The sequence below is a fragment of the Actinoplanes sandaracinus genome (assembly GCF_030009775.1).
GTDB classification, from domain to species: Bacteria; Actinomycetota; Actinomycetes; order Mycobacteriales; family Micromonosporaceae; genus Actinoplanes; species Actinoplanes sandaracinus.
The window spans coordinates 53,766-73,916 of sequence record NZ_JASCTH010000022.1 but is presented as its reverse complement, the minus strand read 5'-3'; the positions used below and the strand labels follow the sequence as shown (position 1 = coordinate 73,916).

Sequence of the window (20,151 nt, the reverse complement as noted above, 5' to 3'; positions counted from 1 at the left end):
GTGACTACGTCCCGCCCGCCGGTCCTCCGGCGGGCGGGACGTCGCCAAGTCGAGGAGGTGGACTGACATGAGCTCGAAGGACTGGCTCGAGAAGGACTTCTACGCCGTGCTCGGCGTGAACCGGTCCGCCTCCCCCGACGAGATCAAGAAGGCGTACCGGAAGCTCGCCCGCGATCTGCACCCCGACCGGAACCCCGGTAACAAGGAGGCCGAGGAGAAGTTCAAGGCCGCCTCCGAGGCGTACGACGTGCTCGCCGACGACAAGAAGCGCAAAGAGTATGACGAGATGCGCTCGCTGTTCGGTTCCGGCGCGTTCCGGCGCGGGGCCCGCCCCGGCGGGGGTACGCAATTCGACCCGTCGGACCTGTTCGGCGGTTTCTCCGGCGCGGCCGGCGGCGCGGGCGCCGACCGGCGGTTCGGTGGCACCGGCTTCTCCGACATCTTCAGTTCGATCTTCTCCGGCGGCCAGGCGGGCGGCGCCCCCGGGCCGGCGGCACGGCGCGGGCCGCAGCGTGGGCGCGACGTGGAGACCGAGGTGACCCTCGACTTCGCTCAGGCGGTTCGGGGGACGACCCTGCCGCTGACCTTGCGGACGCCGGGGGCCTGTGACACCTGCCGGGGCAGCGGGGCCAAGCCGGGCACCACGCCGCGGTCGTGTGCCAAGTGCCACGGCACCGGTCTGATCTCCAGCAACCAGGGTTCGTTCAGCTTTTCCGAGCCCTGCCGGGACTGTCAGGGTTCGGGCAGCGTCGTGGACGAGAAGTGCCCGGAGTGCCGGGGCACGGGCGGGGTCACCAAGACCCGCACGATCAACGTCCGGTTCCCGGCGGGCGTGGCCGACGGCCAGCGGATCCGGCTCAGCGGCCGGGGCGAGCCGGGCGATCGCGGCGGTCCGGCCGGCGACCTGTACGTGCAGGTCAAGGTGCGGCCCGACGACCTGTTCGGCCGCAGCGGCGACGATCTGACGCTGACCGTGCCGATCACCATCGCCGAGGCGGTTCTCGGCACCGACCTGAAGGTGCCCACCCTGGACGGCCCGGTCACGCTGCGGGTGCCGCCGGGCACTCCGGCGGGCCGGAAACTGCGGGCGCGCGGCAAGGGTGTGGTCCGCAAGGAGGGTCAGGCCGGTGACCTGATCGTCACGGTCGACGTGCAGATTCCGCCCGGGGTGACCGGCGAGGCCCGGGACGCTCTGGAGAAATTCGCCAAGCTCACCCCGCCGCCGGCGCGGGACCGGATCGATGCCCGTCTGCGCCGGGCCGGTTAGACCCTCTCGGGAGGTGGCACATGTATGAAGAGATCAGCATCTCGATGGAACAGGCCTCCGAAGCGAAGGTTTTGATCATTTCGGTGGCGGCCCGGCTGGCCGGGATGCACCCACAGACCCTCCGGCAGTACGACCGGCTCGGGCTGGTTCAGCCCGGCCGGGCCGGCGGTGGTGGCCGGCGGTACAGCGAACGGGACGTGGCGCTGCTGCGTGAGGTGCAGAAACTCAGCCAGGAGGAAGGCGTCAACCTGGCCGGCATCAAGCGCATCATCGGCCTGGAGCAGTTGGTCGGCGACCTTCAGCACCGGGTTGCCGAATTGGAACAGCAACTGGACTCGGCGTACGCCCGGATCGCCCAGATGGAGGCGATGAGCAACCCGTACACGGGTCGCGATCTGGTCCGTCAGGAGAGCCATTCGACGGCGCTGGTCGTCTGGCGACCGCGCCGCTCCCCGGACAAATAGTAGCGGCGGCCCCCGCGAAGGGGCCGCCGCTACTGCATGTAGTGACCGCCTGAATACTCTGCGTACTCAGCGGCGGTTGAAGAGGCCCAGCCGGCGCGGATAGCGCACCAGGCCGCCCTCCATCCAGTCGTGATGGTCGAAGAGTTCGGGCCGGGTCATCAGGACCCGGCAGTTGTGCGCCCAGATCTGCATCGGCTCGTCGCCGACCTCTTCCGCGCGCTCGACGAACTTCTTGAGCCGGCGCTTGCGCTGCCCGCTCGCGTTCTGCCGCAGACCGTCCGCGGCGTAGATGTACATGCAGTGCTGCGCGAACCGCCTGGCCGGGCACTGCCGGTCCATGGCGAGTTCGAACAGCGTAGGGCCGAGCACGTCGCCGGAGATCAGAAGATCCCAGTCGCGTGGCATCGAATGCAAGGGAACCGAATTCGGGCTGTACGCCCAGGCCTGCATCTCGTCAGGACGAGGATCGACAGGGTTCCCGAAACCGAGGAATGTAGCTTCACGCACGCTCACGCCGCCGCCTCACTCAACCGTTCGCGTTACGGCAAGCGTTACCCGCTGGCCATAGTGGCGAACGTCCCAATACTCAGAGTCGTCGCCGCGCAACGGTAGCGTGCGGAGTCCGCCTGCGGAAGTGTCAAGGCTTCACATTCAGATACTGGACAGTAACTTTGGGCTCTTCCCAGGGAGGCGCAGGTCACTCCGGGGATGGCAGCGGTTTCTGAGCCTCCCGCTGAGCCGCCATCCGCTTGCGGATCAGCTCCTTGAACCAGGGGTAGTCCGGCAGGCGCGCCAGCATCGGCCCGGTCACCACGGTGATCAACACGTAGGCGGTGGCCAGGGGAGCGAGCCGGGAGTCCACCCCGTACGCCACCGCGAGCCCGGCGATGACCACGGAGAACTCACCGCGCGGCATCAGGGCCAGCCCGGTCCGGATCCGGCCGGGCAGCGCGATGCCGGCCCGGCGGGCCGCCAGGTAACCGGTCAGCACCTTGGTCAGCATGGTCAGCACGGCGAGGCCGAACGCCGGAAGCAGCACCGGCGGCATGTCGGCCGGATTGGTGGAGAGCCCGAAGAAGACGAAGAAGACCGCGGCGAAGAGGTCCCGCAGCGGCGACAGCATCTGGGTGGCGTGGTGCGCGACCGGCCCGGAGAGCGCGATGCCGACCAGGAACGCGCCCACCGCCTCGGAGACCTTCAGCTCGCCGGCCACCCCGGCGATGAACAGCGTCATTCCGAAGACGCTGAGCAACAGGGCCTCGGGATCCTTCACCGACATGAAACGGCTGATCTCTCCGCCGTACCGGATGGCCACGACGAGGACCGCGACCACCGTGACCACCGCGACGCTCAGCGTGCTCAGGCCGTTGGCCAGGCCGAGGCCGGCCAACACGGCGGTGATCAGCGGCAGGTAGAAGGCCATCGCCAGGTCCTCGATGACCAGCACCGAGAGGATCACCGGGGTCTCCCGGTTGCCGACCCGGCCCAGGTCGCCGAGTACCTTGGCGATCACGCCCGAGGAGGAGACCCAGGTGATGCCGGCCAGCACCAGGGCGGCTTCCCACCCCCAGCCGAGCAGGAACGCGAAAGCGGCGCCGGGCAGGGCGTTGAGCAGCATGTCGATCAGGCCGGCCGGAGCCGCCGAGCGCAGGTTGCCGACGAGCTCGTCGGCCGAGTACTCCAGGCCCAGCATCACCAGCAGCAGGACCACGCCGATCTGGGCGCCGATCGCGGTGAACTCCTCGCTGGCCGAGAGCGACACCAGACCGCCCTGGCCGAAGGCGAGCCCGGCCAGCAGATAGAGCGGGATCGGCGAGAGGCCGAAGCGACGACCCAGCCGGCCGAGCATCCCGAGACAGAACAGGAGCGCGCCGACCTCGATGAGGAGGATCGTCGTGTGGTGCTGCACGGCGGTCAGCCGTCGTGGTCGCCGGCCAGGATGGCGGTGACCCCGTCCAGGCCGTGCCGGGTCCCGACCGCCACCACCACGTCGTTCGCCTCGAAACGGAACTCCGGTCCGGGCGAGGCGATCACCTCGCGGTCGCGGAGCACGGCCACGATGGAGGCGCTGGTGCGACTGCGTGCCCGGGTGTCGCCCAGATGCCGGCCCACGAACGGGGAACCGGCGGGCAGCGCGATCTGCTCGGTGAGCAGTCCGGCCGCCTGCTGTCGCAGGCCGGCGAGCTGGCCCAGCATGAGGGAGGCGCCGAGCACGTCGGCCAGGGCCTCGGCCTCGTCGTCGGTGAGAGGGATCGAGGCCAGGCTCGAGTCGGGATCGTCCACGTCGTACAGCACCAGGTCGCGGCGGCCGTTGCGGTGTGACACCACCCCGACCGTCCGGCCCGAGGAGGTCACCAGGTCATGGCGGACGCCGATTCCCGGCAGCGGAGTCTGTTCCACCCGTACGCGCACGATCTCTACGTTAAACCCCAGGGCGCGAGGGTGCTCACGAACCGGACGAGGCAGCCGTGCCGGTGACAGGTGTGCGCTCGGTCGTCCCGGGCCCGGCCGGGATGGTGCGCACGGCTCGCCTGGGCGCGCTAAAGTTGAGCGCGCTACGCTCAAGTCTGTTGGGTTGGCTGCAGGGGAGCTCATGAACACCGAACGCTTGACCACCAAGAGCCGCGAAGTGATCACCTCCGCGGTCGCCGATGCCGGCCGCCGCGGACATGCCACGGTCGAGCCGTGGCACATGCTTCAGGCGTTGCTCGACATCGGCGGGTCCACCGCCACCGCGCTGCTGCGCGCGGTCGGTGCCAATCCGGCCGACATTCGCCGGGCCGCCGTGCGCGCCATCGAGCAACTGCCGTCCGCACGCGGGGCGAGCACCGTCGAGCCCAGCCTGTCCCGCGAGTTCGTGAACGCGATCGGCTCGGCCGACCTGATCGCCAAACCGCTCGGCGACGAATACGTGTCCACCGAGCACCTGCTCGCCGGCCTGGCCCGGGTGGGTGGCGCGGTGTCGGCCGCCCTCAAGGACGCCGGCGCCACCGAGGAGGCGCTGGTCAGCGCGTTCCCCCAGGTTCGCGGGGGCGAGCGGCGGGTCACCACGGCCGATCCCGAGCAGACCTACAAGGCGCTGGAGAAATACAGCGTCGACCTGACCGCGCTGGCCCGCGACGGCAAGATCGACCCGGTGATCGGGCGGGACGCCGAGATCCGCCGGGTCGTGCAGGTGCTCTCCCGGCGCACCAAGAACAACCCGGTGCTGATCGGGGAGCCGGGTGTCGGCAAGACCGCGATCGTCGAGGGCCTGGCCCAGCGCATCGTCGCCGGCGACGTGCCCGAGACGCTGCGTGACAAGAAGCTCGTCTCGCTCGACCTCGGCGCCATGGTCGCCGGCGCGCAATACCGCGGCCAGTTCGAGGAGCGCCTGAAGAGCGTCCTGGAGGAGATTCGCAGCTCGAACGGCCAGGTCGTCACCTTCCTCGACGAACTGCACACGGTCGTCGGCGCGGGCAAGGGCGAAGGCTCGATGGACGCCGGCAACATGCTCAAGCCGATGCTGGCCCGCGGCGAGCTGCGCATGGTCGGCGCCACCACGCTCGACGAGTACCGCGAACACATCGAGAAGGACCCGGCACTCGAGCGCCGGTTCCAGCCGGTGGTCGTCGGTGAGCCGACCGTCGAGGACACCATCGGCATCCTGCGCGGTCTCAAGGGCCGTTACGAGGCTCACCACCGGGTGCAGATCACCGACGCGGCGCTGGTCGCGGCCGCGAGCCTGTCCGACCGCTACATCAGCGACCGGTTCCTTCCCGACAAGGCGATCGACCTGATCGACGAAGCGGCCTCCCGGCTGCGCATGGAGATCGACTCCCGCCCGGTCGAGCTCGACCAGCTCCAGCGCCAGGTCGACCGCATGCGGGTGGAGCGGCTCGCTCTGGAGAAGGAGACCGACCCGGCCTCGATGGCCCGCCTGGAGCGGCTGGTCGCCGACCTGGCCGACCGGGAAGAGGAGTTGACCGCCCTCACCGCCCGCTGGGAGCGCGAGCGCGGCGGCCTGAACCGGGTCGGTGAGTTGAAGAAGGAGCTCGACGAGGCCCGGGCCGCGCAGGAGCGCGCCCAGCGTGACGGCGAGCTGCTCGAGGCCTCCCGTCTGCTCTACGAGGTGATCCCCACTCTGGAGCGGGAGATCCGGGCCGCCTCCGAGTCCGAGGAGGAGACCGCCGAGCCGCCGATGGTCAAGGAGGACGTCGGCGCCGACGACATCGCCGAGGTCGTCTCCGCGTGGACCGGCATCCCGGCCGGCCGGATGATGGAGGGCGAGACCGCCAAGCTGCTCCGCATCGAGGAGTCGCTCTCGGCCAAGGTGATCGGCCAGCACGAGGCGGTGGCCGCGGTCGCGGGGGCGGTCCGCCGGGCCCGCGCCGGGATCGCCGACCCGGACCGTCCGACCGGCAGCTTCCTCTTCCTCGGCCCCACCGGTGTCGGCAAGACCGAGCTGGCGAAGGCCCTGGCCGGGTTCCTCTTCGACGACGAGCGGGCGATGGTCCGCATCGACATGAGTGAGTACGGCGAGAAGCACTCGGTGGCCCGGCTCGTCGGCGCCCCGCCCGGCTACGTCGGCTACGAGGAGGGTGGCCAGCTCACCGAGGCGGTGCGGCGCCGGCCGTACAGCGTGGTGCTGCTGGACGAGGTGGAGAAGGCCCACCCCGACGTCTTCGACCTGCTGCTGCAGGTGCTCGACGACGGCCGCCTCACCGACGGCCAGGGACGCACGGTCGACTTCCGCAACGCCATCCTGGTCCTGACCTCGAACCTGGGGTCGGCGAACTCCGACTTCACGATGAGCGACGAGGAGCGCCACGACGAGGTGCTGGCGGCGGTCCGGGCGCACTTCAAGCCCGAGTTCCTCAACCGGCTCGACGACATCGTGGTGTTCCACGCCCTCACCAAGAACGATCTGACCGCGATCGTCGACATCCAGCTGTCCCGGCTCCGCGGCCGGCTCGCCGAGCGGCGCCTCGATCTCGTGGTGGCGCCCGCCGCGGTGGAGTGGCTGGGCGAGCACGGGTACGACCCGATCTACGGCGCTCGGCCCCTGCGCCGGCTGATCCAGTCCTCGATCGGTGACCTCCTGGCGAAGGCGCTGCTGAGCGGTGAGATCAGGGACGGTGACACCGTGCTGGCCGACCTGAGCGACGCCAAGGACGGTCTGTCGATCCGCCGCGCTCTCTGAGCAGTGCTTCCGGCAGAAAACGAAGGGCCCCGGAGATCCGGGGCCCTGTCGCTTTACTTGAGCGCCTCCCGTTGCCGGTAGGCCTGTGTCATCAACACGTCCGTGATGGCGTGTTCGCCGTCCGCGGACCAGATGCGGATGCCGTCGCGATGAAGTTGGTACCGGACGTCGGTGAATCTCGTCCGGGTGTCGTCATGGTGAACGACGTCCAGGGTGTCGGCGTGGGGCATGGGACTCACCGGTCCTTGTCAGGTCTGGGGCGGCCGCGGTGTGGTCACGCGGCCCGCGCGATCGGAAGGGCGCCGTCAGCCGGTCTGCCTCAGCCCCGGAGGTGTGTGCGCGGGGCGGGCGACTCGTGCGGGCACGGCGTGCCCCTGGAGCCTGCTGCTTCCAGGTGGACGCCACGGCATCGAAGTCTAGGGGGCTCTGTCCAGGGGTGTCGCCCCACGAACGAGCGACGTGATGCGGTCGTGTGGGGCCATCGTTGCCTGATGTTGCCACATCGTCGCCGACAGTGAAGCGTGGTCGCGGGATATGGCCCCCGGCGGATACCGTGAATTGATCTATAGGAGGGCACCGTGACCACACCGACATATCCGGTCCCGAATCCGGCGGCCCCGAGTCGCCCGGTGACGGTGACCGTCTCATCGAGTCTGCTGTATCTCGTCGTCGCCCTGCAGGCCCTGAGCGCCGTCCTGGCGCTGACGATGATGGGCACCGTCGCCGCGGCCTACCAGGACGTCCTCGGGCAGGACCCGCAGGTCCCCGACACGGGCGCGTTCATCCGGGTGATGCTGGTCCTCACCGCGATCCTCTATCTGGTGATCGCGGTCGGCCTCTCCGTCCTGGCGTTCTTCAACAACAAGGGCAAGAACGCGTCGAGGATCGTCACCTGGGTCTTCGCCGGCCTCGGTCTCTGCTGCAACGCGATCGGGCTGGGCGGTTCGGTGTCCAGCACCGCGATGAGCGGGACCGGGCAGGGCGGGTTCAACCAGCGCCAGGTCGAGCAGCAGGTCGCGTCGGCGATGCCCGGGTGGTACGAGGGGGTCGGCTTGGCGATCACCGTGCTGACCGTGCTCGCGTTGCTGGCGGCGATCATCCTGCTCGCTCTGCCGGCGTCGAACGCGTACTTCCGCGGGCCCGCCCAGTGGAACGCGGGACTGCCCTTCCAGCCGTACCCGGGTCAGCCCGGATACCCGGCTCAGCCCGGATACCCCGGATACCCGGGACAACCCGGCTACCCGGCCCAGCCGGGCTTCTACGCCCAGCCGGGTTATCCGCAGCAGCCCTACGCCCAGCCGGGCTACCCGCAGCAGCCTTACGCCCAGCCTGGTTACCCGCCGCCGCCCGCGGCGCCGGGTTCGCCCAGCCACTTCGGAACCCCTCAGCAGTACGGCAGGCCGGGTGAGCCGGCGCCGGGCCTGCCGCCGTACCCGGGGCAGGCCGGTACGCCCACGCCGGGCGGCCAGCCGGGACCGGACCCGTGGTCGGCGCCGCCGTCCTCGGAGCCCAGCTACGACCCGTGGGCTTCGCCGCCGTCCGCGCCCTCGGCCGGTGACCAGCCGTCAGTGCCCTCGTCAGGTGACCAGCCGTCCACCGGAAGCCAGCCGCCTGGCGGATCCGCCGCTGGCGATGAGAACGATGATCGCGGCAGTGACCAGGGCGGAGACCCGCCGAAGCGGTCCCCCTCCGACCCGGCCTGATCGCTTTCGGACCGGTCCGCCCCTCGGGGTGGGCCGGTCCGGCCACTTCCCGGCTACGCACGCGATAGGTTCTTGCCAGCCGAACCCGCAGGAGCATCGATGTCGTACGCCGCTCAGCCGCCACCTGTCGCCGTGCCTCCGGTCGCCCGCCGGCCCGTCGCCGTCAGCACGGCGGTCGCCCTGCTCTGGGCCATGGCGGTGGCCGGCCTGACCTATGCGGCAGGCATGGCCGCGGTCACTCCCGGCGTGGTCGGCCGCCTGCGGGACGCCGCACCCGGCTCCGACACGGTGGACAACTTCGTCACCGTGCTGTGGCTGGTCGCCGCCTTGGCTCTGGTGCTGGGTGTGTTGTTCGTCGCCTTCTTCGCGGTTCTCGGCATCGCGCTGCGCAAGGGCAGCCGGCTGGCTCGTGGGATCGCCCTCGGGGTGTGCGTGTTCGGAGTGCTGACCGGCTGCGGAACGCTCGCCATCCTCGCTGCTCAGCGGGCTGGAGAGGCCGAGCCGGGGACGTTGAGCGCAGCGCTGAACGCCGCCTACCCGAGCGGCTGGATCGTGCTGAACGTCGCGGTGGCCGCCGCCCAGGTGGTGGCCTATTTGGTGGTGGGGGCGCTGCTGCTGGCGGCCCCGCGTGGGTTCTTCGGTGGAACGGCCGAGCCGGCCGCCGCCCTGCCGGGTTTTGTGCCGCCCGGCCAATTGGTTGCACAGCCGCCGGAGTGGGCATCCCCACAAACGAAATCTTTTGTTACTGGCGGGTCCGAACCCGATCAGTTCTCAGATCAGCCCACTCCGCCGAAGTCGGCGGCGAGCCCGGAACACGAGTACTGGTCACGACCGAACGAGTGAGCGGTTCCGTATCGACGACTGTGGGTCACTCGAACGGGTACGGTCCGTTTCTGTGGCTGTCACTCGATCGGCTGTCCGGATAGATCGTGACCGGCCGGACGGTGGGTGTTTTCGCCCGTACGGACAAACTGATTTGGTCGGTTCACAGACTCTTCACAGCGCAGCCACCAGGTGATCCTGAAGGCAGCGCGGGTACCGTACTGGCGTTACCTGCTTTGAGCAGCGTCTATGGTCCGGGGAAGGGTCGAGGCCGGTTGCACGTTCGGTAAACCTTGTTTACAGAAGTAACCAAAGTCACGGGTCAATAGTTCGGTTCCGCCCTGCCGGGGCGAAAGATTCCGGTTTTCGTAGAGCCAGTACGCTCGATGTCATGAGAGCACGGCACGACCTGGGTAAATTCATCACTGAATTGTCCGTCGCGCAGCGTGGTGTCGTGCTTTCATCGGGTCGTGGGGTGTGTGGCGAACTAGTGATCGCGCAGTGTGGCGTGTTGGTCTCGGCGCGTTCCGTGTCGAGGCATCGTCGGGGGACCGGTGCGCCAAACAAACGACGAATTGACAATGTGGCCGGCCTCACTCCGAGGGCGGGGATCGAGACCTCGACACGGATGGGTAGCGACCAGATGGCGGCTGGAGCGTTGCAGGAGGCAGAGACCGAAGTCGTCGTTGCACGAACGGTGGAGCCGGGCGAAGGTGTCCGGTCGGCCGTATCGGCGATCGATGTCGGCCTTACGGCCTGAAAATCAGCCGGTTCGTTCCTGCTGACATGCAGGAGAATCGATGCAGTTGGTGGAAGGATGGAGATCGTGGGAACTGCGTTGGCGGAAATGACCATGCCTCAGATCTCGCCGCTTGCCGGTGAGCCTATTGAACGCGCTGACGCTGAGCGCCTGGCGGGAGTGCTCAAGGCGCTCGCCGACCCGGCTCGGCTACGGCTGTTGAGCCTCATTCAGTCTGCGACGGACGGTGAGGCGTGCGTCTGTGACCTGACGGCTCCTCTGGGCCTGTCGCAGCCGACCGTGAGTCACCACCTGCGGATCCTTACGGAGGCGGGTCTGCTGGAGCGGGAGAAGCGGGGTGTGTGGGCCTACTACCGGCTCGTGCCGTCCGCTATCGCGACCATTGCGGACCTGTTGACTCCGCCGCGGAAGCGGGCCACCAAGAAGGCCCGCTGACTTCGGCGGATCAGCGGGTCGCCGCGACGGCTCGCTGATCGAGGCCCACTGGGTAATGCCTGGCGTCACTGACTATGGGGGCGTGACGCCAGGCCGAGGACCCCGGCCCACGGACGGGCCGGCGGACCTGAGGAGGAACGGGTGAACTACGTCCCCGGTGACCTGCGTGACCAGCTCGCGCACGTGGGTTACGACGTGGTGCAGGCGGGCCTCGTGTGTGGATCGGGCGGCAATCTGTCCGCTCGCATTCCCGACGAGGACGCCATCTGGATCACCGCGAGTGGAACCTGGCTGGAGCGGCTCAGCCGGAAGGATTTCGCGCCGGTGCGGATCTCCGACGGGGCCCCGGCCATCGTCGGCACCCTCCCGCCGCCGCGGATCGAGCCGACCAGCGAGCTGGCTCTGCACCTCGCTCTCTACCGGGCCCGGCCGGACGTCAACGCGGTGGTGCATCTCCATCCGCAGACAGCGCTTCTGCTGGACGCCCTGGGCGAGCACATCCGGATCGTGACGACCGATCACGCTTACTACCTGCGGCGGGTTTCGACCGTGCCGTTCCGGCTGCCGGGCAGCACCGAGCTGGCCGCCCTGACCGCCGCGATGGCCGCCGACGGCACCGACTGCCTGGTGCTCAGCCAGCACGGGTGCGTGGTGGTGGGCGACTCCGTCGAGCTGGCTCACAAGCGGGCCCGCAACCTGGAGGAGGCCGCCATGCTCACCTATCGAGCCCTGACGGCCGGGCGGCTGGAGAACCTGCGGGAGTGCCCGGAGGAGTTCCTGGACCGGCTCGCCGGCTCCGCTGCCGTCACGGTGTGACAAGACCACGCAGGACCCGCTAGACCACGGAAAAGGCCGGCCCCGAGATCGGGTACCGGCCTTTTCCGTGTCTTACGGAGCCCAGGGTGGTCGGGGCAACGTCAGCCGCGGGGCCACTGCTGCTGGTCGTTGTACGGCGGGGGCTGCTGGCCGGGCTGCTGCGGCGGGTACAGCGGCTGCTGCTGGGCCGGGTAGCCCTGCGGCGTCGGCTGGTAGCCCTGCTGCGGGTAGGCCGGCTGCTGCGGCTCCTGGTGCTCGTTGTGGTGCTGGTTGTGGTGCGGGTGGTCGAAGTGCTCGTGGTATTCCTCACGGGCGGCGTCGGCGATGCCGGCGACACTGGCCGCGGCGACCATGCCGATGGCCTCCACCGGCTCCGGGCCCTTGTGCAGGCCGCTCTTCTTGGCCTTCCGCTCCCGCAGGATCTCGATGAAGATCGGCAGTACCGAGATCAGGACGATGAGCACGACCACCGGCAGGATGTAGCGGTCGATCTTCTCGCCGATGGCGTCGTAGATCTGCTGGGCCAGCAGGTAGCCGACGAGCAGGATGCCGTCGGTCCAGAGGATCGCGCCGACCACGTTCCAGATGAAGAACTGGCGGGCCGGCATGCCCAGGGTGCCGGCGACCGGGTTGAGGAAGGTCCGGACGATCGGAATGAACCGCGCCAGCACCACGGCCTTGGCGGGGCCGAACTTCTCGAAGTAGTACTCGGCCTTCTCGACGTACTCCTTCTTGAAGAGCTTCGAGTCGGGCTTGTCGAACATCCGGCGGCCGTACCGGGCGCCGAGCCAGTGCCCCAGCTGTGCGCCGATGATGGCGCAGAGCGGGGCACCGATCAGCAGGCCGACGATCGACATGCGGGCGCCGTCGCCGAAGATCGAGTCGGCGACCGGGGAGGCTCCCACGCCCGCCAGGAACAGCAGGGAATCCCCAGGGAAGAAGAAGCCGGCCAGCAGGCCGGTCTCCGCGAAGAGGATGGCCAAGACGCCCGGCAACCCGAAGTTCTGCAACAGGTCCTTCGGGTCCAACGGGTTCAGGGCTAGCTGCTCGGTGAGCGCATGGATGTCCACGAGGAGCCAGGGTACCGGCCTATCGGGGGCCGCAACCTGTACACATCCTGTGCACTCCGAGCAGTAACCCGCTGGTCACAGTCGGGGGTCGACCGGTTCCGACTCCGCCGCCAGGATCGCGAAGACCAATTCGTGCACCCGCCAGGCCGGAGCGTTCTCTGCCAGCCGGTCCAGCGCCGCCAGGCCGAGCCCGTGCTCCCGCAGCGCCAGCGACCGCTTGCGGCCCAGATTGCGCTGGCGCAGCCGGTCCAGCTGCTCCGGGCGCGTGTACTCCGGTCCGTAGATGATCCGCAGGTACTCCCGGCCCCGGCATTTCACGCCGGGCTGCACGAGACGGCCCTTCACGTCCGTCGCGGCGAGCCCGGCCCACGGCTTGACCACCATGCCCTCGCCGCCGGCCGCGGTCATGGTCAGCCACCACTCGGTGGCCGCGGCCTCCGCTGCCGGGTCGGCCAGGTCCACGATCATCCGCCGGGTCGGCGTGAAGAGCTCCGGGTCTGCCGCGACCAGCCGGTCGGCCAGCGCCAGATGCCAGTCATGATTCTTTTTTGCGTACGAAACGCCGGCGCCGGCCAGGAACGCGAACGGGGCCAGCGTGACCCCGGTCAGGCCGTCCGTCGGCTTCACGTAGGCCCGGTACGCCGCCGAGTAGGCGTCGATCTCGGTCGCCCGCAGGTCGAGACGGTCGCGCAGCGCACCGACGTCGAGCCCGCGCTCGGCCGCCTTCTCCAGCACCGAGAGAGCCGCGGGCAGAGCCGCCCGGCCGGCCGCGCCCACGACGGCGAAGTGGTCCCGGATCAGGCTGCCGGCCTTGGCCGACCAGGGCAGCAACTCGGCGTCGATGAGCAGCCAGCCGGTCTCCAGCTCGGCGAAGAGCGGGGTGACCGCGGCACGGACCCGGGCGAGCAGCGGCTCGTCGAGCTCGGGGCCGAAGAACGGCCGGCCGGTCCGGGTCCAGATCGCGTCCCCGGAGCCCGAGGCGGACACCCGCACCACGGCACGGGACCCCATGTGCTTCTCCTCGCACACCACCCGGTCCACCCCGGCCGTCCGCAGATCGGCGAAGGCGGACGACGGGTGTTCCAGGTAGCCGTCCACGGCGGAGCTGGTGCACGGCGCCATCGTGGGCGGGAGCCAGACCAGGGATTCCGGGTCGACGGCGAACCGGCCCATCACCTCCAGGGCGGCGGCCGCGTTCTCGGCGGGGACGGTCGTTCGCCCGTACCCGTAATCGATGTGCTTCCGCCCGGTGACGTCGGCGATGTCCAAGCCCTGATCCGGCCGGGTGGAGACTGGGATCAGCGGCCGCACCGGCGCGTAGTACTCCTTCGCCGCCGGGACCGCGACCAGCTCGCGTGACGGCCAGCGCAGCGCGGTGAGCGCTCCGCCGAAGACGCAGCCGGTGTCCAGGCAGATGGTGTTGTTGATCCACTCCGGTACCGGAGTGGGCACGTGGCCGTAGACGACAGCGGCCGAACCGCGGTACTCCCGGGCCCACGGGTAGCGCACCGGCAGGCCGTACTCGTCGGTCTCGCCGGTGGTCTCGCCGTAGAGCGCGAAGCTGCGCACCCGGCCGGAGGCCCGCCCGTGGTAGGCCTCCTTGAGGCCGGCGTGCGCCACCACCAGCTTGCCGTCGTCGAGCACGTAGTGGCTGACCAGGCCGTCGATGAAGGTCCGCACCTCGGCGACGAAGGAGGGGTCTTCGGCGTCGAGCTGTTCCAGAGTCTCCGGCAGGCCGTGGGTGAGCTGCACGTTGCGCCCGTTCAGCTTGCGGGCCAGCTTCTGCTCGTGGTTGCCCGGCACGCAGATCGCGTGCCCGGCCGCCACCATGCCCATGACCAGGCGCAGCACGCCCGGCGAGTCCGGTCCGCGGTCGACCAGGTCACCGACGAAGACCGCCTTGCGGCCCTCCTCGGAGTGGACGGCGTCCACCGGGCGGCCGTGCTCGTCGCGGATCAGCTCCCACTCCAGCTTGGTGAGCAGGGACTCCAGCTCGGCCCGGCACCCGTGCACGTCACCGATGATGTCGAACGGCCCGTGCTCGGTCTTGAGGTCGTTGAACAGCTTCTCGTAGCGGATCTCGGCCGCCGCGATCTCGTCCACCCCGCGCAGCACATGGATCTTGCGGAAGCCCTCCTTGGCCAGCTGGCCCAGGGAGCGCCGCAGGTCACGGTGCATCCGGGTGAGGACCTGGCGACCGAATGTGCGGTCCTCGCGGTCCTGCGTGCGCTCCCAGGCCAGCGACTCGGGCACGTCCAGCACGATCGCGACCGGCAGCACGTCGTGCTCGCGGGCCACCTTGACCAGGCCGGCCCGGGCGTGTGACTGCAGGTTGGTGGCGTCGACGACGGTGAGCCGGCCGGCCGCGAGCCGCTTGCCGGCCACGTAGTGCAGCACCTCGAAGGCGTCACCGGAGGCCGACTGGTCGTTCTCGTCGTCGGCGACGAGGCCGCGGAAGAAGTCCGAGGAGAGCACCTGGGTCGGCTTCCAGTGCTTCCGGGCGAAGGTCGACTTGCCGGAACCGGAGATGCCGACCAGGGCCACGAGCGACAGCTCGGGAACGTCGATGATCATGCGGTCACCTCGGTCTTGATCGTGAAGAGGGCGAGCTGGGTGGGGGCGCCGGTCTCCGGGTGCGATTCGCCGACGCCGCGGATGGTGACCGTGTAGCCGTACTCGGCCGCGACCCGATCGGCCCAGGCGGCGAACTCAGCACGGGTCCACTCGAAGCGATGGTCCGAGTGACGCATCCCGGTGAGGCCCTCGTAGTGCACGTTGTATTCGACGTTCGGCGTGGTCACGATGACGGCCCCGGGCTTCGCGTGGCCGAACACGGCCGTCTCCAGCGCGGGCAGGCGGGGCAGGTCGACGTGTTCGATGACCTCCATCAGCACCGCCGCGTCGAACCCGCGCAGCCGGTCGTCACGGTAGGTGAGCGCGGTCTGGATCAGCCGGACCCGATCCTTCTGCCGCTCTGGCAGCCGGTCCAGCCGCAGCCTGCGGGCGGCCTGCTCCAGCGTGCGGGTGGCCACGTCGGCGCCGACGATCTCGGTGAAGTCGCGGTTCTTGAGCAGCGCGGCGAGCAGGGCGCCGCCGCCGCAGCCGAGGTCGAGCACCCGGGACGCCCGCACCTCCGCCAGAGCCGCCAGGACCGCGTCCCGGCGCTGCTCGGCCAGCGGAGCGCGACGGGCCACCGGCAGCTCGGCCTCCTCCTCGGTGACCGGCTGGTCGGACTCCAGCAGCTCCAGCGCGGTGGTGGCCAGGGCCCGGCGGTGGGCCAGGTACCGGCGGGCGATCAGCACCTTCTCCGGGTGGCCGGCGAGCCAGCCCTCACCGGAGCGCAGCAGTTTCTCGATCTCGTCCGGGGCGACCCAGTAGTGCTTCCCGTCGTCCAGGACCGGGAGCAGCACGTACAGGTGATTGAGCGCGTCGGCGACCCGGAGCTCTCCGGTGAGCAGCAGATCGACATAGCGGCTGTCACCGCCGATCTCCGGCTCGAACATGATCGGCGTCGCGGTCACCGCCCAGCCGAGCGGCGCGAAGAGGCGGGTCACCAGGTCGACGGTGCCGCGCAGAACCGGCACCCGCACCTCCAGCGGGAGCGCGACCTCGGCCAGTTCGGGGCGGTCCTTCGAAGCGCCGCGCAGAGCGCTGCGGAAGACCTTCGCCAGCGCGCTGGACAGCAGGCTGGAGGCGGCGTACGGGCGGTCGTTGACGTACTGGCTCAGCTCGAAGGCGTCCTTCTGTGCCCGGAGCCGCTGCGGGTCCACGTCCAGCAGCAGGGCCGCGGTGCAGCGGTCCTCCTCCGCCTCGGGGTAGAGGACGTACGCCGTGCCGGTGGGGACGTCGAAGGAATGCACCTTGCCGGGGTGCTTGACCAACAGGTAGCCCAGATCGGTGGCGGGCCGGTGGGTGGTCGTCAGAGTGAGCAGCACCCGTCGATCGTGTCAGGGGCCGCCGGGGCGGGCGATCCTATTTCGCCTATTCAGCGGTAGTCGTCGTCGTACTCGACGATCCGGTCCTGTTCCGGGGTGTCGTCGTTCTCGCCGGCGTCGTCCTGCCCGGGAACCGCCGTCGTCGCCTGCTCCGCGGCGTCGGCCTCGGGCGTCTCCAGGTCGATCTCGTCCATCGGGCGTGTCATCCTCGGCTCCCTTCGTCTCCCCGCTGTCCTTCGTTCCATGGTGCGACTTCCCGGTCGCGATGCCGCACAAACAGCATGCGCCGGATTTGTGCCGATCGGAGGCCGGCATGGGGTGCAGATTTCGGGGCAGTTTCCGTTACGCACCGCAACTGCGGAATACTGCCTGCTGGAGGACAGCGCGGTCCTGCCCTCTGCTGCCGTGTGTCAAAGAGCTAGGAGCGCACCCGATGCCTATCGCTTCTCCCGAGGTCTACGCCGAGATGATCGATCGCGCCAAGTCCGGCGCGTTCGCTTACCCGGCGATCAACGTGACGTCCTCGCAGACCCTCAACGCGGCCCTTCAGGGCTTCGCCGAGGCCGGCAGCGACGGCATCATCCAGATCTCCACGGGTGGCGCCGAGTACGTCTCGGGCCCGACCATCAAGAACAAGGTCACCGGCGCCGTGGCGCTGGCCGAGTTCGCCACCGAGGTCGCGAAGCACTACCCGATCAACATCGCGCTGCACACCGACCACTGCCCGAAGAACCACCTCGACTCCTTCGTGCGCCCGCTGATCGACATCTCGGCCGAGCGTGTGGCCCGGGGTCAGGCGCCGCTGTTCCAGTCGCACATGTGGGACGGCTCGGCCGTGCCGCTGGACGAGAACCTCCAGATCGCCGAGGAGCTGCTGGCCAAGACCGCGGCTGCCAAGATCATCCTGGAGATCGAGGTCGGCGTCGTCGGTGGCGAGGAGGACGGCGTCTCCGCCGCGATCGACGACAAGCTCTACTCCACCATCGAGGACGGCCTGGCCACCGCCGCCGCTCTGGGCCTGGGTGAGAAGGGCCGCTACCTGACCGCCCTCACCTTCGGCAACGTGCACGGCGTCTACAAGCCGGGCAACGTCAAGCTGCGCCCGGAGATCCTCAAGGAGATCCAGGACGCGATCGGCGCCAAGTACGGCAAGGACAAGCCGCTCGACCTGGTCTTCCACGGCGGTTCCGGCTCGCTCCTGTCGGAGATCCACGGCGCCCTGGACTTCGGTGTGGTCAAGATGAACATCGACACCGACACGCAGTACGCGTTCACCCGCCCGGTGGTCGACCACATCTTCAAGAACTACGACGGTGTGCTCAAGGTGGACGGTGAGGTCGGCAACAAGAAGGCCTACGACCCGCGCGCCTGGGGCAAGCTCGCCGAGAACGGCCTCGCCAAGCGGGTCGTCGAGGCCTGCGAGCACCTCCGCTCGACCGGTACCTCCCTCGGTAAGTAACACGCGAAGGAAGTACTAGAACGGCCACGGCCGGTCCCCGTCGGTGGGGACCGGCCGTTTTGTCTTGCAGGGTCACACAGAGACATGGGTACCATCGACCGATCAAGATCGGCAGGGCGGTGGGCGTGCTCGGAATCGAGGGCTGGAAACCCGAATGGCATCACGATGCCGAAGCCCTCGCCGCCACCCATCGACACATGTTCGTGCGGCTCATCGGGAGAAGACTGCGATCAAGCCATCTGCTGTGGGATGTCGCTCAGCGTGGTTGGTTCGCTGACGGTCCGGTGATCCTCGACTTCGGACTGAGTCGGCTGGAGATCACTCACCGTAAATTCGATGAGTGTGCGATCACCTGGGACCAGATCGACATGTCGGTTCCACTGGACTGGTACGAGCATTTCGACTGGCGCTCCGACCCGCACGCCGCGCTGCGCCGGGCCCGGGGCCGGCCGCTCCGGGCGGTCAACATCATCGAGCGGACCACCTCGGCCGACTGGCGGCCCCGGGTGCTGCACGCCGTCGAACTGCTCTTCGAGGGCGCGCGCCTCGCGATCTACAACGCGATGGACGAGAACGGCATCACCGACGTGCCGGAGAGCGACCTGCCCGTGGCGCACTGGCGCCGGGTGCACGTCGCCTGACCGGAGCGTCAGTCCCCGCCGCCGCCCCCTCCACCGCCGCCGCTGTCGCCGCCACCACCCCAGGACGAACCGCCGCTGTCGCCGCCACCCCAGCCCCAGCCGCCACCGCTGTCACTCGACGATGAGCCGCTGTCGCTCCATGAGTGGTCGTCCGACGACGAACTGCCGTGGTGGTTGTGCGAGCCGCTGGCCACCCAGGCGCCGCCGTTGCCACGCCCACCGCCGTGCCGGCCCTGGCGGTATGCCTGACGGGTGTTGTGGCTGACGACCAGCACCAGAATCATCACGAAGACCACGACGACGATCGCCGCGACGAGGAAGAACATCAGGTCCATGGCAGCAGTGTGCGACAGCCCCGCCACTATGTCGTCAGTGCCGCCACGGCTTCGTCCAGAGAGTCGGTGACCACGATCAGATCGGACTGGTCGCCGTGGGGCGAACGGGCGAGCAGCGGCCCCAGCAGGTCCGCCACCGGCAGTGCCGACCAGTGCTCGACGCCGAGGAAGACGTACGCCCCGGAGGGCCCGTCGGTGGCGTAGAACGTCTTCGTCGCCGCCTGGAAGATCTCCTGCACCGTGCCGGCCCAGCCCGGCGCGAAGACGATGCCGCCGCGGGCCAGCCGCAGGATCGAGTCCTCCCGGACCGCGTTGGAGAAGTACTTGCCGATCTGGCCGGCGAACAGGTTCGCCGGCTCGTGGCCGTACAACCAGGTGGGCAGGGCCAGGCCGCCGTGCCGGAGCCGCCCGGCCACGTCGAGGTCCGGCAGCGGGTACGCCGCCCGCACGTCCAGCGCCGCCGCCGTGTAGGGATCGTGGTCGCCGAAGTGCGGCGCGGCCGAGAGCCGGTCGATCGCCGCCTTCAGGTCCGGCGCCGGGCGGGACGCGAAGTACGCCCCCAGGTTGGCCGCCTCCATCACGCCGGGGCCGCCGCCGGTCACGATCAGGCGGTCGGCGTCGGCCAGGCGACGGGCCAGTTCGGCGGCCATCCGGTACGGCTCCGACCCGCGCGGCTCGGCGTGCCCGCCCATGATGCCGATCGCGCCGCCCGGCCCGTGCGCACGCGCCCACTCGTTGAGGGCCTTGCCGAGCGCGTTGTCGATCCCGGCGTCGTGCAACCGCTGGGAGAGCGCCTCCCGGATGTCCGGTACCGCGCCGCCGTGTGCCACGAAATGGCGGTAGACCATCGTGTCGAACATGCCGGCGAAGCCGTGCCCGGCGAACCCGGCGGACAGGTCCTCAGGGGTGTAGAGCAGCGCCGGATGGGTCGGGTAGGGCCGCCCGTCGAACGGCGGAATCACGTGCGCCCCGCGCCGGATCAGGTCGGCCTCCACCTCCGGGCCGGCCAGATGACAACCGGCGAACATGGTGTCCCGCACATCCACGCCGGTCAGGTCCGGCGGGTCACGGTCCAGGCGCAGGCCCAGGACACAGAGCCCGGCCAAGGTGTTCTTGGCCAGGTGCACGTCCAGTTCGGCACGGGTTTCGATCTCGTCGGCGGTCGCGTCGAACGGCGCGTCCCCACCGAGCACAGGTTGCAGCGGATCGGGCATGCCGTCCATCTTGCGCGCAGCACGCACTTCGCCGACGCCCTACCCGGG

Annotated in this window: 18 protein-coding genes and 1 pseudogene; 9 read left to right on the top strand and 10 right to left on the bottom strand. The window is 69.6% G+C overall.

From position 1 onward, the window contains the following. The first annotated feature begins 67 nt into the window (after positions 1-67). Both dnaJ and QLQ12_RS30120 read left to right on the top strand, forming a co-directional pair. Positions 68-1,267 (top strand): molecular chaperone DnaJ, encoded by a 1,200-nt coding sequence (gene dnaJ, locus QLQ12_RS30125; protein WP_282763963.1) that lies wholly within the window; start codon positions 68-70, stop codon positions 1,265-1,267. 20 nt (positions 1,268-1,287) lie between these two features. After that, a complete protein-coding gene (locus QLQ12_RS30120; protein ID WP_282763962.1) occupies positions 1,288-1,731 on the top strand; it encodes a heat shock protein transcriptional repressor HspR in 444 nt (147 codons plus the stop codon). A 66-nt stretch (positions 1,732-1,797) separates the two neighbouring features. Here the strand turns inward: QLQ12_RS30120 and QLQ12_RS30115 are convergent, their stop codons facing one another. From QLQ12_RS30115 to QLQ12_RS30105, 3 genes are all read right to left on the bottom strand, one after another. Continuing rightward, a complete protein-coding gene (locus QLQ12_RS30115; RefSeq protein ID WP_282763961.1) occupies positions 1,798-2,244 on the bottom strand; it encodes a hypothetical protein in 447 nt (148 codons plus the stop codon). Between the two features lie 184 nt (positions 2,245-2,428). Further along, complete coding sequence (locus QLQ12_RS30110; protein ID WP_407651631.1) at positions 2,429-3,580, bottom strand: cation:proton antiporter; 1,152 nt, start codon at positions 3,578-3,580, stop codon at positions 2,429-2,431. 65 nt (positions 3,581-3,645) lie between these two features. Then, positions 3,646-4,143, bottom strand: a complete 498-nt coding sequence (locus tag QLQ12_RS30105; protein WP_282763959.1) for a cation:proton antiporter regulatory subunit — start codon at positions 4,141-4,143, stop codon at positions 3,646-3,648. A 181-nt stretch (positions 4,144-4,324) separates the two neighbouring features. Here QLQ12_RS30105 and clpB point away from each other — a divergent pair, with 181 nt between their 5' ends. Then, on the top strand, positions 4,325-6,913 hold the full coding sequence (gene clpB, locus QLQ12_RS30100; protein WP_282763958.1) for an ATP-dependent chaperone ClpB: 2,589 nt from the start codon (positions 4,325-4,327) through the stop codon (positions 6,911-6,913). 53 nt (positions 6,914-6,966) lie between these two features. Here clpB and QLQ12_RS30095 read toward each other — a convergent pair whose 3' ends face one another. Continuing rightward, complete coding sequence (locus tag QLQ12_RS30095) at positions 6,967-7,143, bottom strand: hypothetical protein (protein WP_282763956.1); 177 nt, start codon at positions 7,141-7,143, stop codon at positions 6,967-6,969. Positions 7,144-7,491: 348 nt separating this feature from the next. Here QLQ12_RS30095 and QLQ12_RS30090 point away from each other — a divergent pair, with 348 nt between their 5' ends. The 4 genes from QLQ12_RS30090 to QLQ12_RS30075 all read left to right on the top strand — a co-directional run bounded on the left by QLQ12_RS30090 (position 7,492) and on the right by QLQ12_RS30075 (position 11,449). Continuing rightward, the gene (locus QLQ12_RS30090; RefSeq protein ID WP_282763955.1) at positions 7,492-8,616 is read left to right on the top strand and encodes a hypothetical protein; all 1,125 of its coding nucleotides are present in this window, start codon (positions 7,492-7,494) and stop codon (positions 8,614-8,616) included. A 99-nt stretch (positions 8,617-8,715) separates the two neighbouring features. Continuing rightward, a complete protein-coding gene (locus QLQ12_RS30085; protein ID WP_282763954.1) occupies positions 8,716-9,459 on the top strand; it encodes a hypothetical protein in 744 nt (247 codons plus the stop codon). A gap of 796 nt (positions 9,460-10,255) precedes the next feature. Beyond that, entirely contained in the window at positions 10,256-10,633 is a 378-nt protein-coding gene (locus QLQ12_RS30080; protein ID WP_092549981.1) for an ArsR/SmtB family transcription factor, read from the top strand. 141 nt (positions 10,634-10,774) lie between these two features. Then, positions 10,775-11,449: a class II aldolase/adducin family protein gene (locus tag QLQ12_RS30075; RefSeq protein WP_282763953.1), complete on the top strand. Its 675-nt coding sequence runs from the start codon at positions 10,775-10,777 to the stop codon at positions 11,447-11,449. Positions 11,450-11,736: 287 nt separating this feature from the next. On the opposite strand, the pseudogene QLQ12_RS30070 reads toward QLQ12_RS30075, so the two are convergent. From QLQ12_RS30070 to QLQ12_RS30055, 4 genes and pseudogenes are all read right to left on the bottom strand, one after another. Further along, positions 11,737-12,519 (bottom strand): annotated as a pseudogene (locus tag QLQ12_RS30070) (DedA family protein); the annotation flags it as partial. 75 nt (positions 12,520-12,594) lie between these two features. Further along, positions 12,595-15,093: a polynucleotide kinase-phosphatase gene (locus QLQ12_RS30065; protein ID WP_282763950.1), complete on the bottom strand. Its 2,499-nt coding sequence runs from the start codon at positions 15,091-15,093 to the stop codon at positions 12,595-12,597. Further along, positions 15,090-16,454 (bottom strand): 3' terminal RNA ribose 2'-O-methyltransferase Hen1, encoded by a 1,365-nt coding sequence (locus QLQ12_RS30060; RefSeq protein WP_282763949.1) that lies wholly within the window; start codon positions 16,452-16,454, stop codon positions 15,090-15,092. Before QLQ12_RS30060 ends, QLQ12_RS30065 begins: the two co-directional genes overlap by 4 nt. Before the next feature lie 50 nt (positions 16,455-16,504). Then, positions 16,505-16,660: a hypothetical protein gene (locus QLQ12_RS30055; RefSeq protein WP_282763948.1), complete on the bottom strand. Its 156-nt coding sequence runs from the start codon at positions 16,658-16,660 to the stop codon at positions 16,505-16,507. 227 nt (positions 16,661-16,887) lie between these two features. Here QLQ12_RS30055 and fbaA point away from each other — a divergent pair, with 227 nt between their 5' ends. Beyond that, the gene (fbaA, locus tag QLQ12_RS30050) at positions 16,888-17,913 is read left to right on the top strand and encodes a class II fructose-bisphosphate aldolase (RefSeq protein WP_282763946.1); all 1,026 of its coding nucleotides are present in this window, start codon (positions 16,888-16,890) and stop codon (positions 17,911-17,913) included. Between the two features lie 119 nt (positions 17,914-18,032). Continuing rightward, a complete protein-coding gene (locus QLQ12_RS30045; protein WP_282763945.1) occupies positions 18,033-18,554 on the top strand; it encodes a hypothetical protein in 522 nt (173 codons plus the stop codon). An 8-nt stretch (positions 18,555-18,562) separates the two neighbouring features. Here QLQ12_RS30045 and QLQ12_RS30040 read toward each other — a convergent pair whose 3' ends face one another. After that, the gene (locus QLQ12_RS30040) at positions 18,563-18,889 is read right to left on the bottom strand and encodes a hypothetical protein (protein ID WP_282763944.1); all 327 of its coding nucleotides are present in this window, start codon (positions 18,887-18,889) and stop codon (positions 18,563-18,565) included. A 26-nt stretch (positions 18,890-18,915) separates the two neighbouring features. Then, complete coding sequence (locus tag QLQ12_RS30035; RefSeq protein WP_282763943.1) at positions 18,916-20,103, bottom strand: LOG family protein; 1,188 nt, start codon at positions 20,101-20,103, stop codon at positions 18,916-18,918. Positions 20,104-20,151: the final 48 nt, after the last annotated feature.

Coding starts and splice junctions, on each gene's coding strand:
- dnaJ (WP_282763963.1), top strand. CDS start 68: ATGAGCTCGAAGGACTGGCTCGAGAAGGACTTCTACGCCGTGCTCGGC.
- QLQ12_RS30120 (WP_282763962.1), top strand. CDS start 1,288: ATGTATGAAGAGATCAGCATCTCGATGGAACAGGCCTCCGAAGCGAAG.
- QLQ12_RS30110 (WP_407651631.1), bottom strand. CDS start 3,580: ATGCTCGGCCGGCTGGGTCGTCGCTTCGGCCTCTCGCCGATCCCGCTC.
- clpB (WP_282763958.1), top strand. CDS start 4,325: ATGAACACCGAACGCTTGACCACCAAGAGCCGCGAAGTGATCACCTCC.
- QLQ12_RS30095 (WP_282763956.1), bottom strand. CDS start 7,143: ATGCCCCACGCCGACACCCTGGACGTCGTTCACCATGACGACACCCGG.
- QLQ12_RS30085 (WP_282763954.1), top strand. CDS start 8,716: ATGTCGTACGCCGCTCAGCCGCCACCTGTCGCCGTGCCTCCGGTCGCC.
- QLQ12_RS30080 (WP_092549981.1), top strand. CDS start 10,256: ATGGAGATCGTGGGAACTGCGTTGGCGGAAATGACCATGCCTCAGATC.
- QLQ12_RS30065 (WP_282763950.1), bottom strand. CDS start 15,093: ATGATCATCGACGTTCCCGAGCTGTCGCTCGTGGCCCTGGTCGGCATC.
- QLQ12_RS30055 (WP_282763948.1), bottom strand. CDS start 16,660: ATGACACGCCCGATGGACGAGATCGACCTGGAGACGCCCGAGGCCGAC.
- fbaA (WP_282763946.1), top strand. CDS start 16,888: ATGCCTATCGCTTCTCCCGAGGTCTACGCCGAGATGATCGATCGCGCC.
- QLQ12_RS30040 (WP_282763944.1), bottom strand. CDS start 18,889: ATGGACCTGATGTTCTTCCTCGTCGCGGCGATCGTCGTCGTGGTCTTC.
- QLQ12_RS30035 (WP_282763943.1), bottom strand. CDS start 20,103: ATGCCCGATCCGCTGCAACCTGTGCTCGGTGGGGACGCGCCGTTCGAC.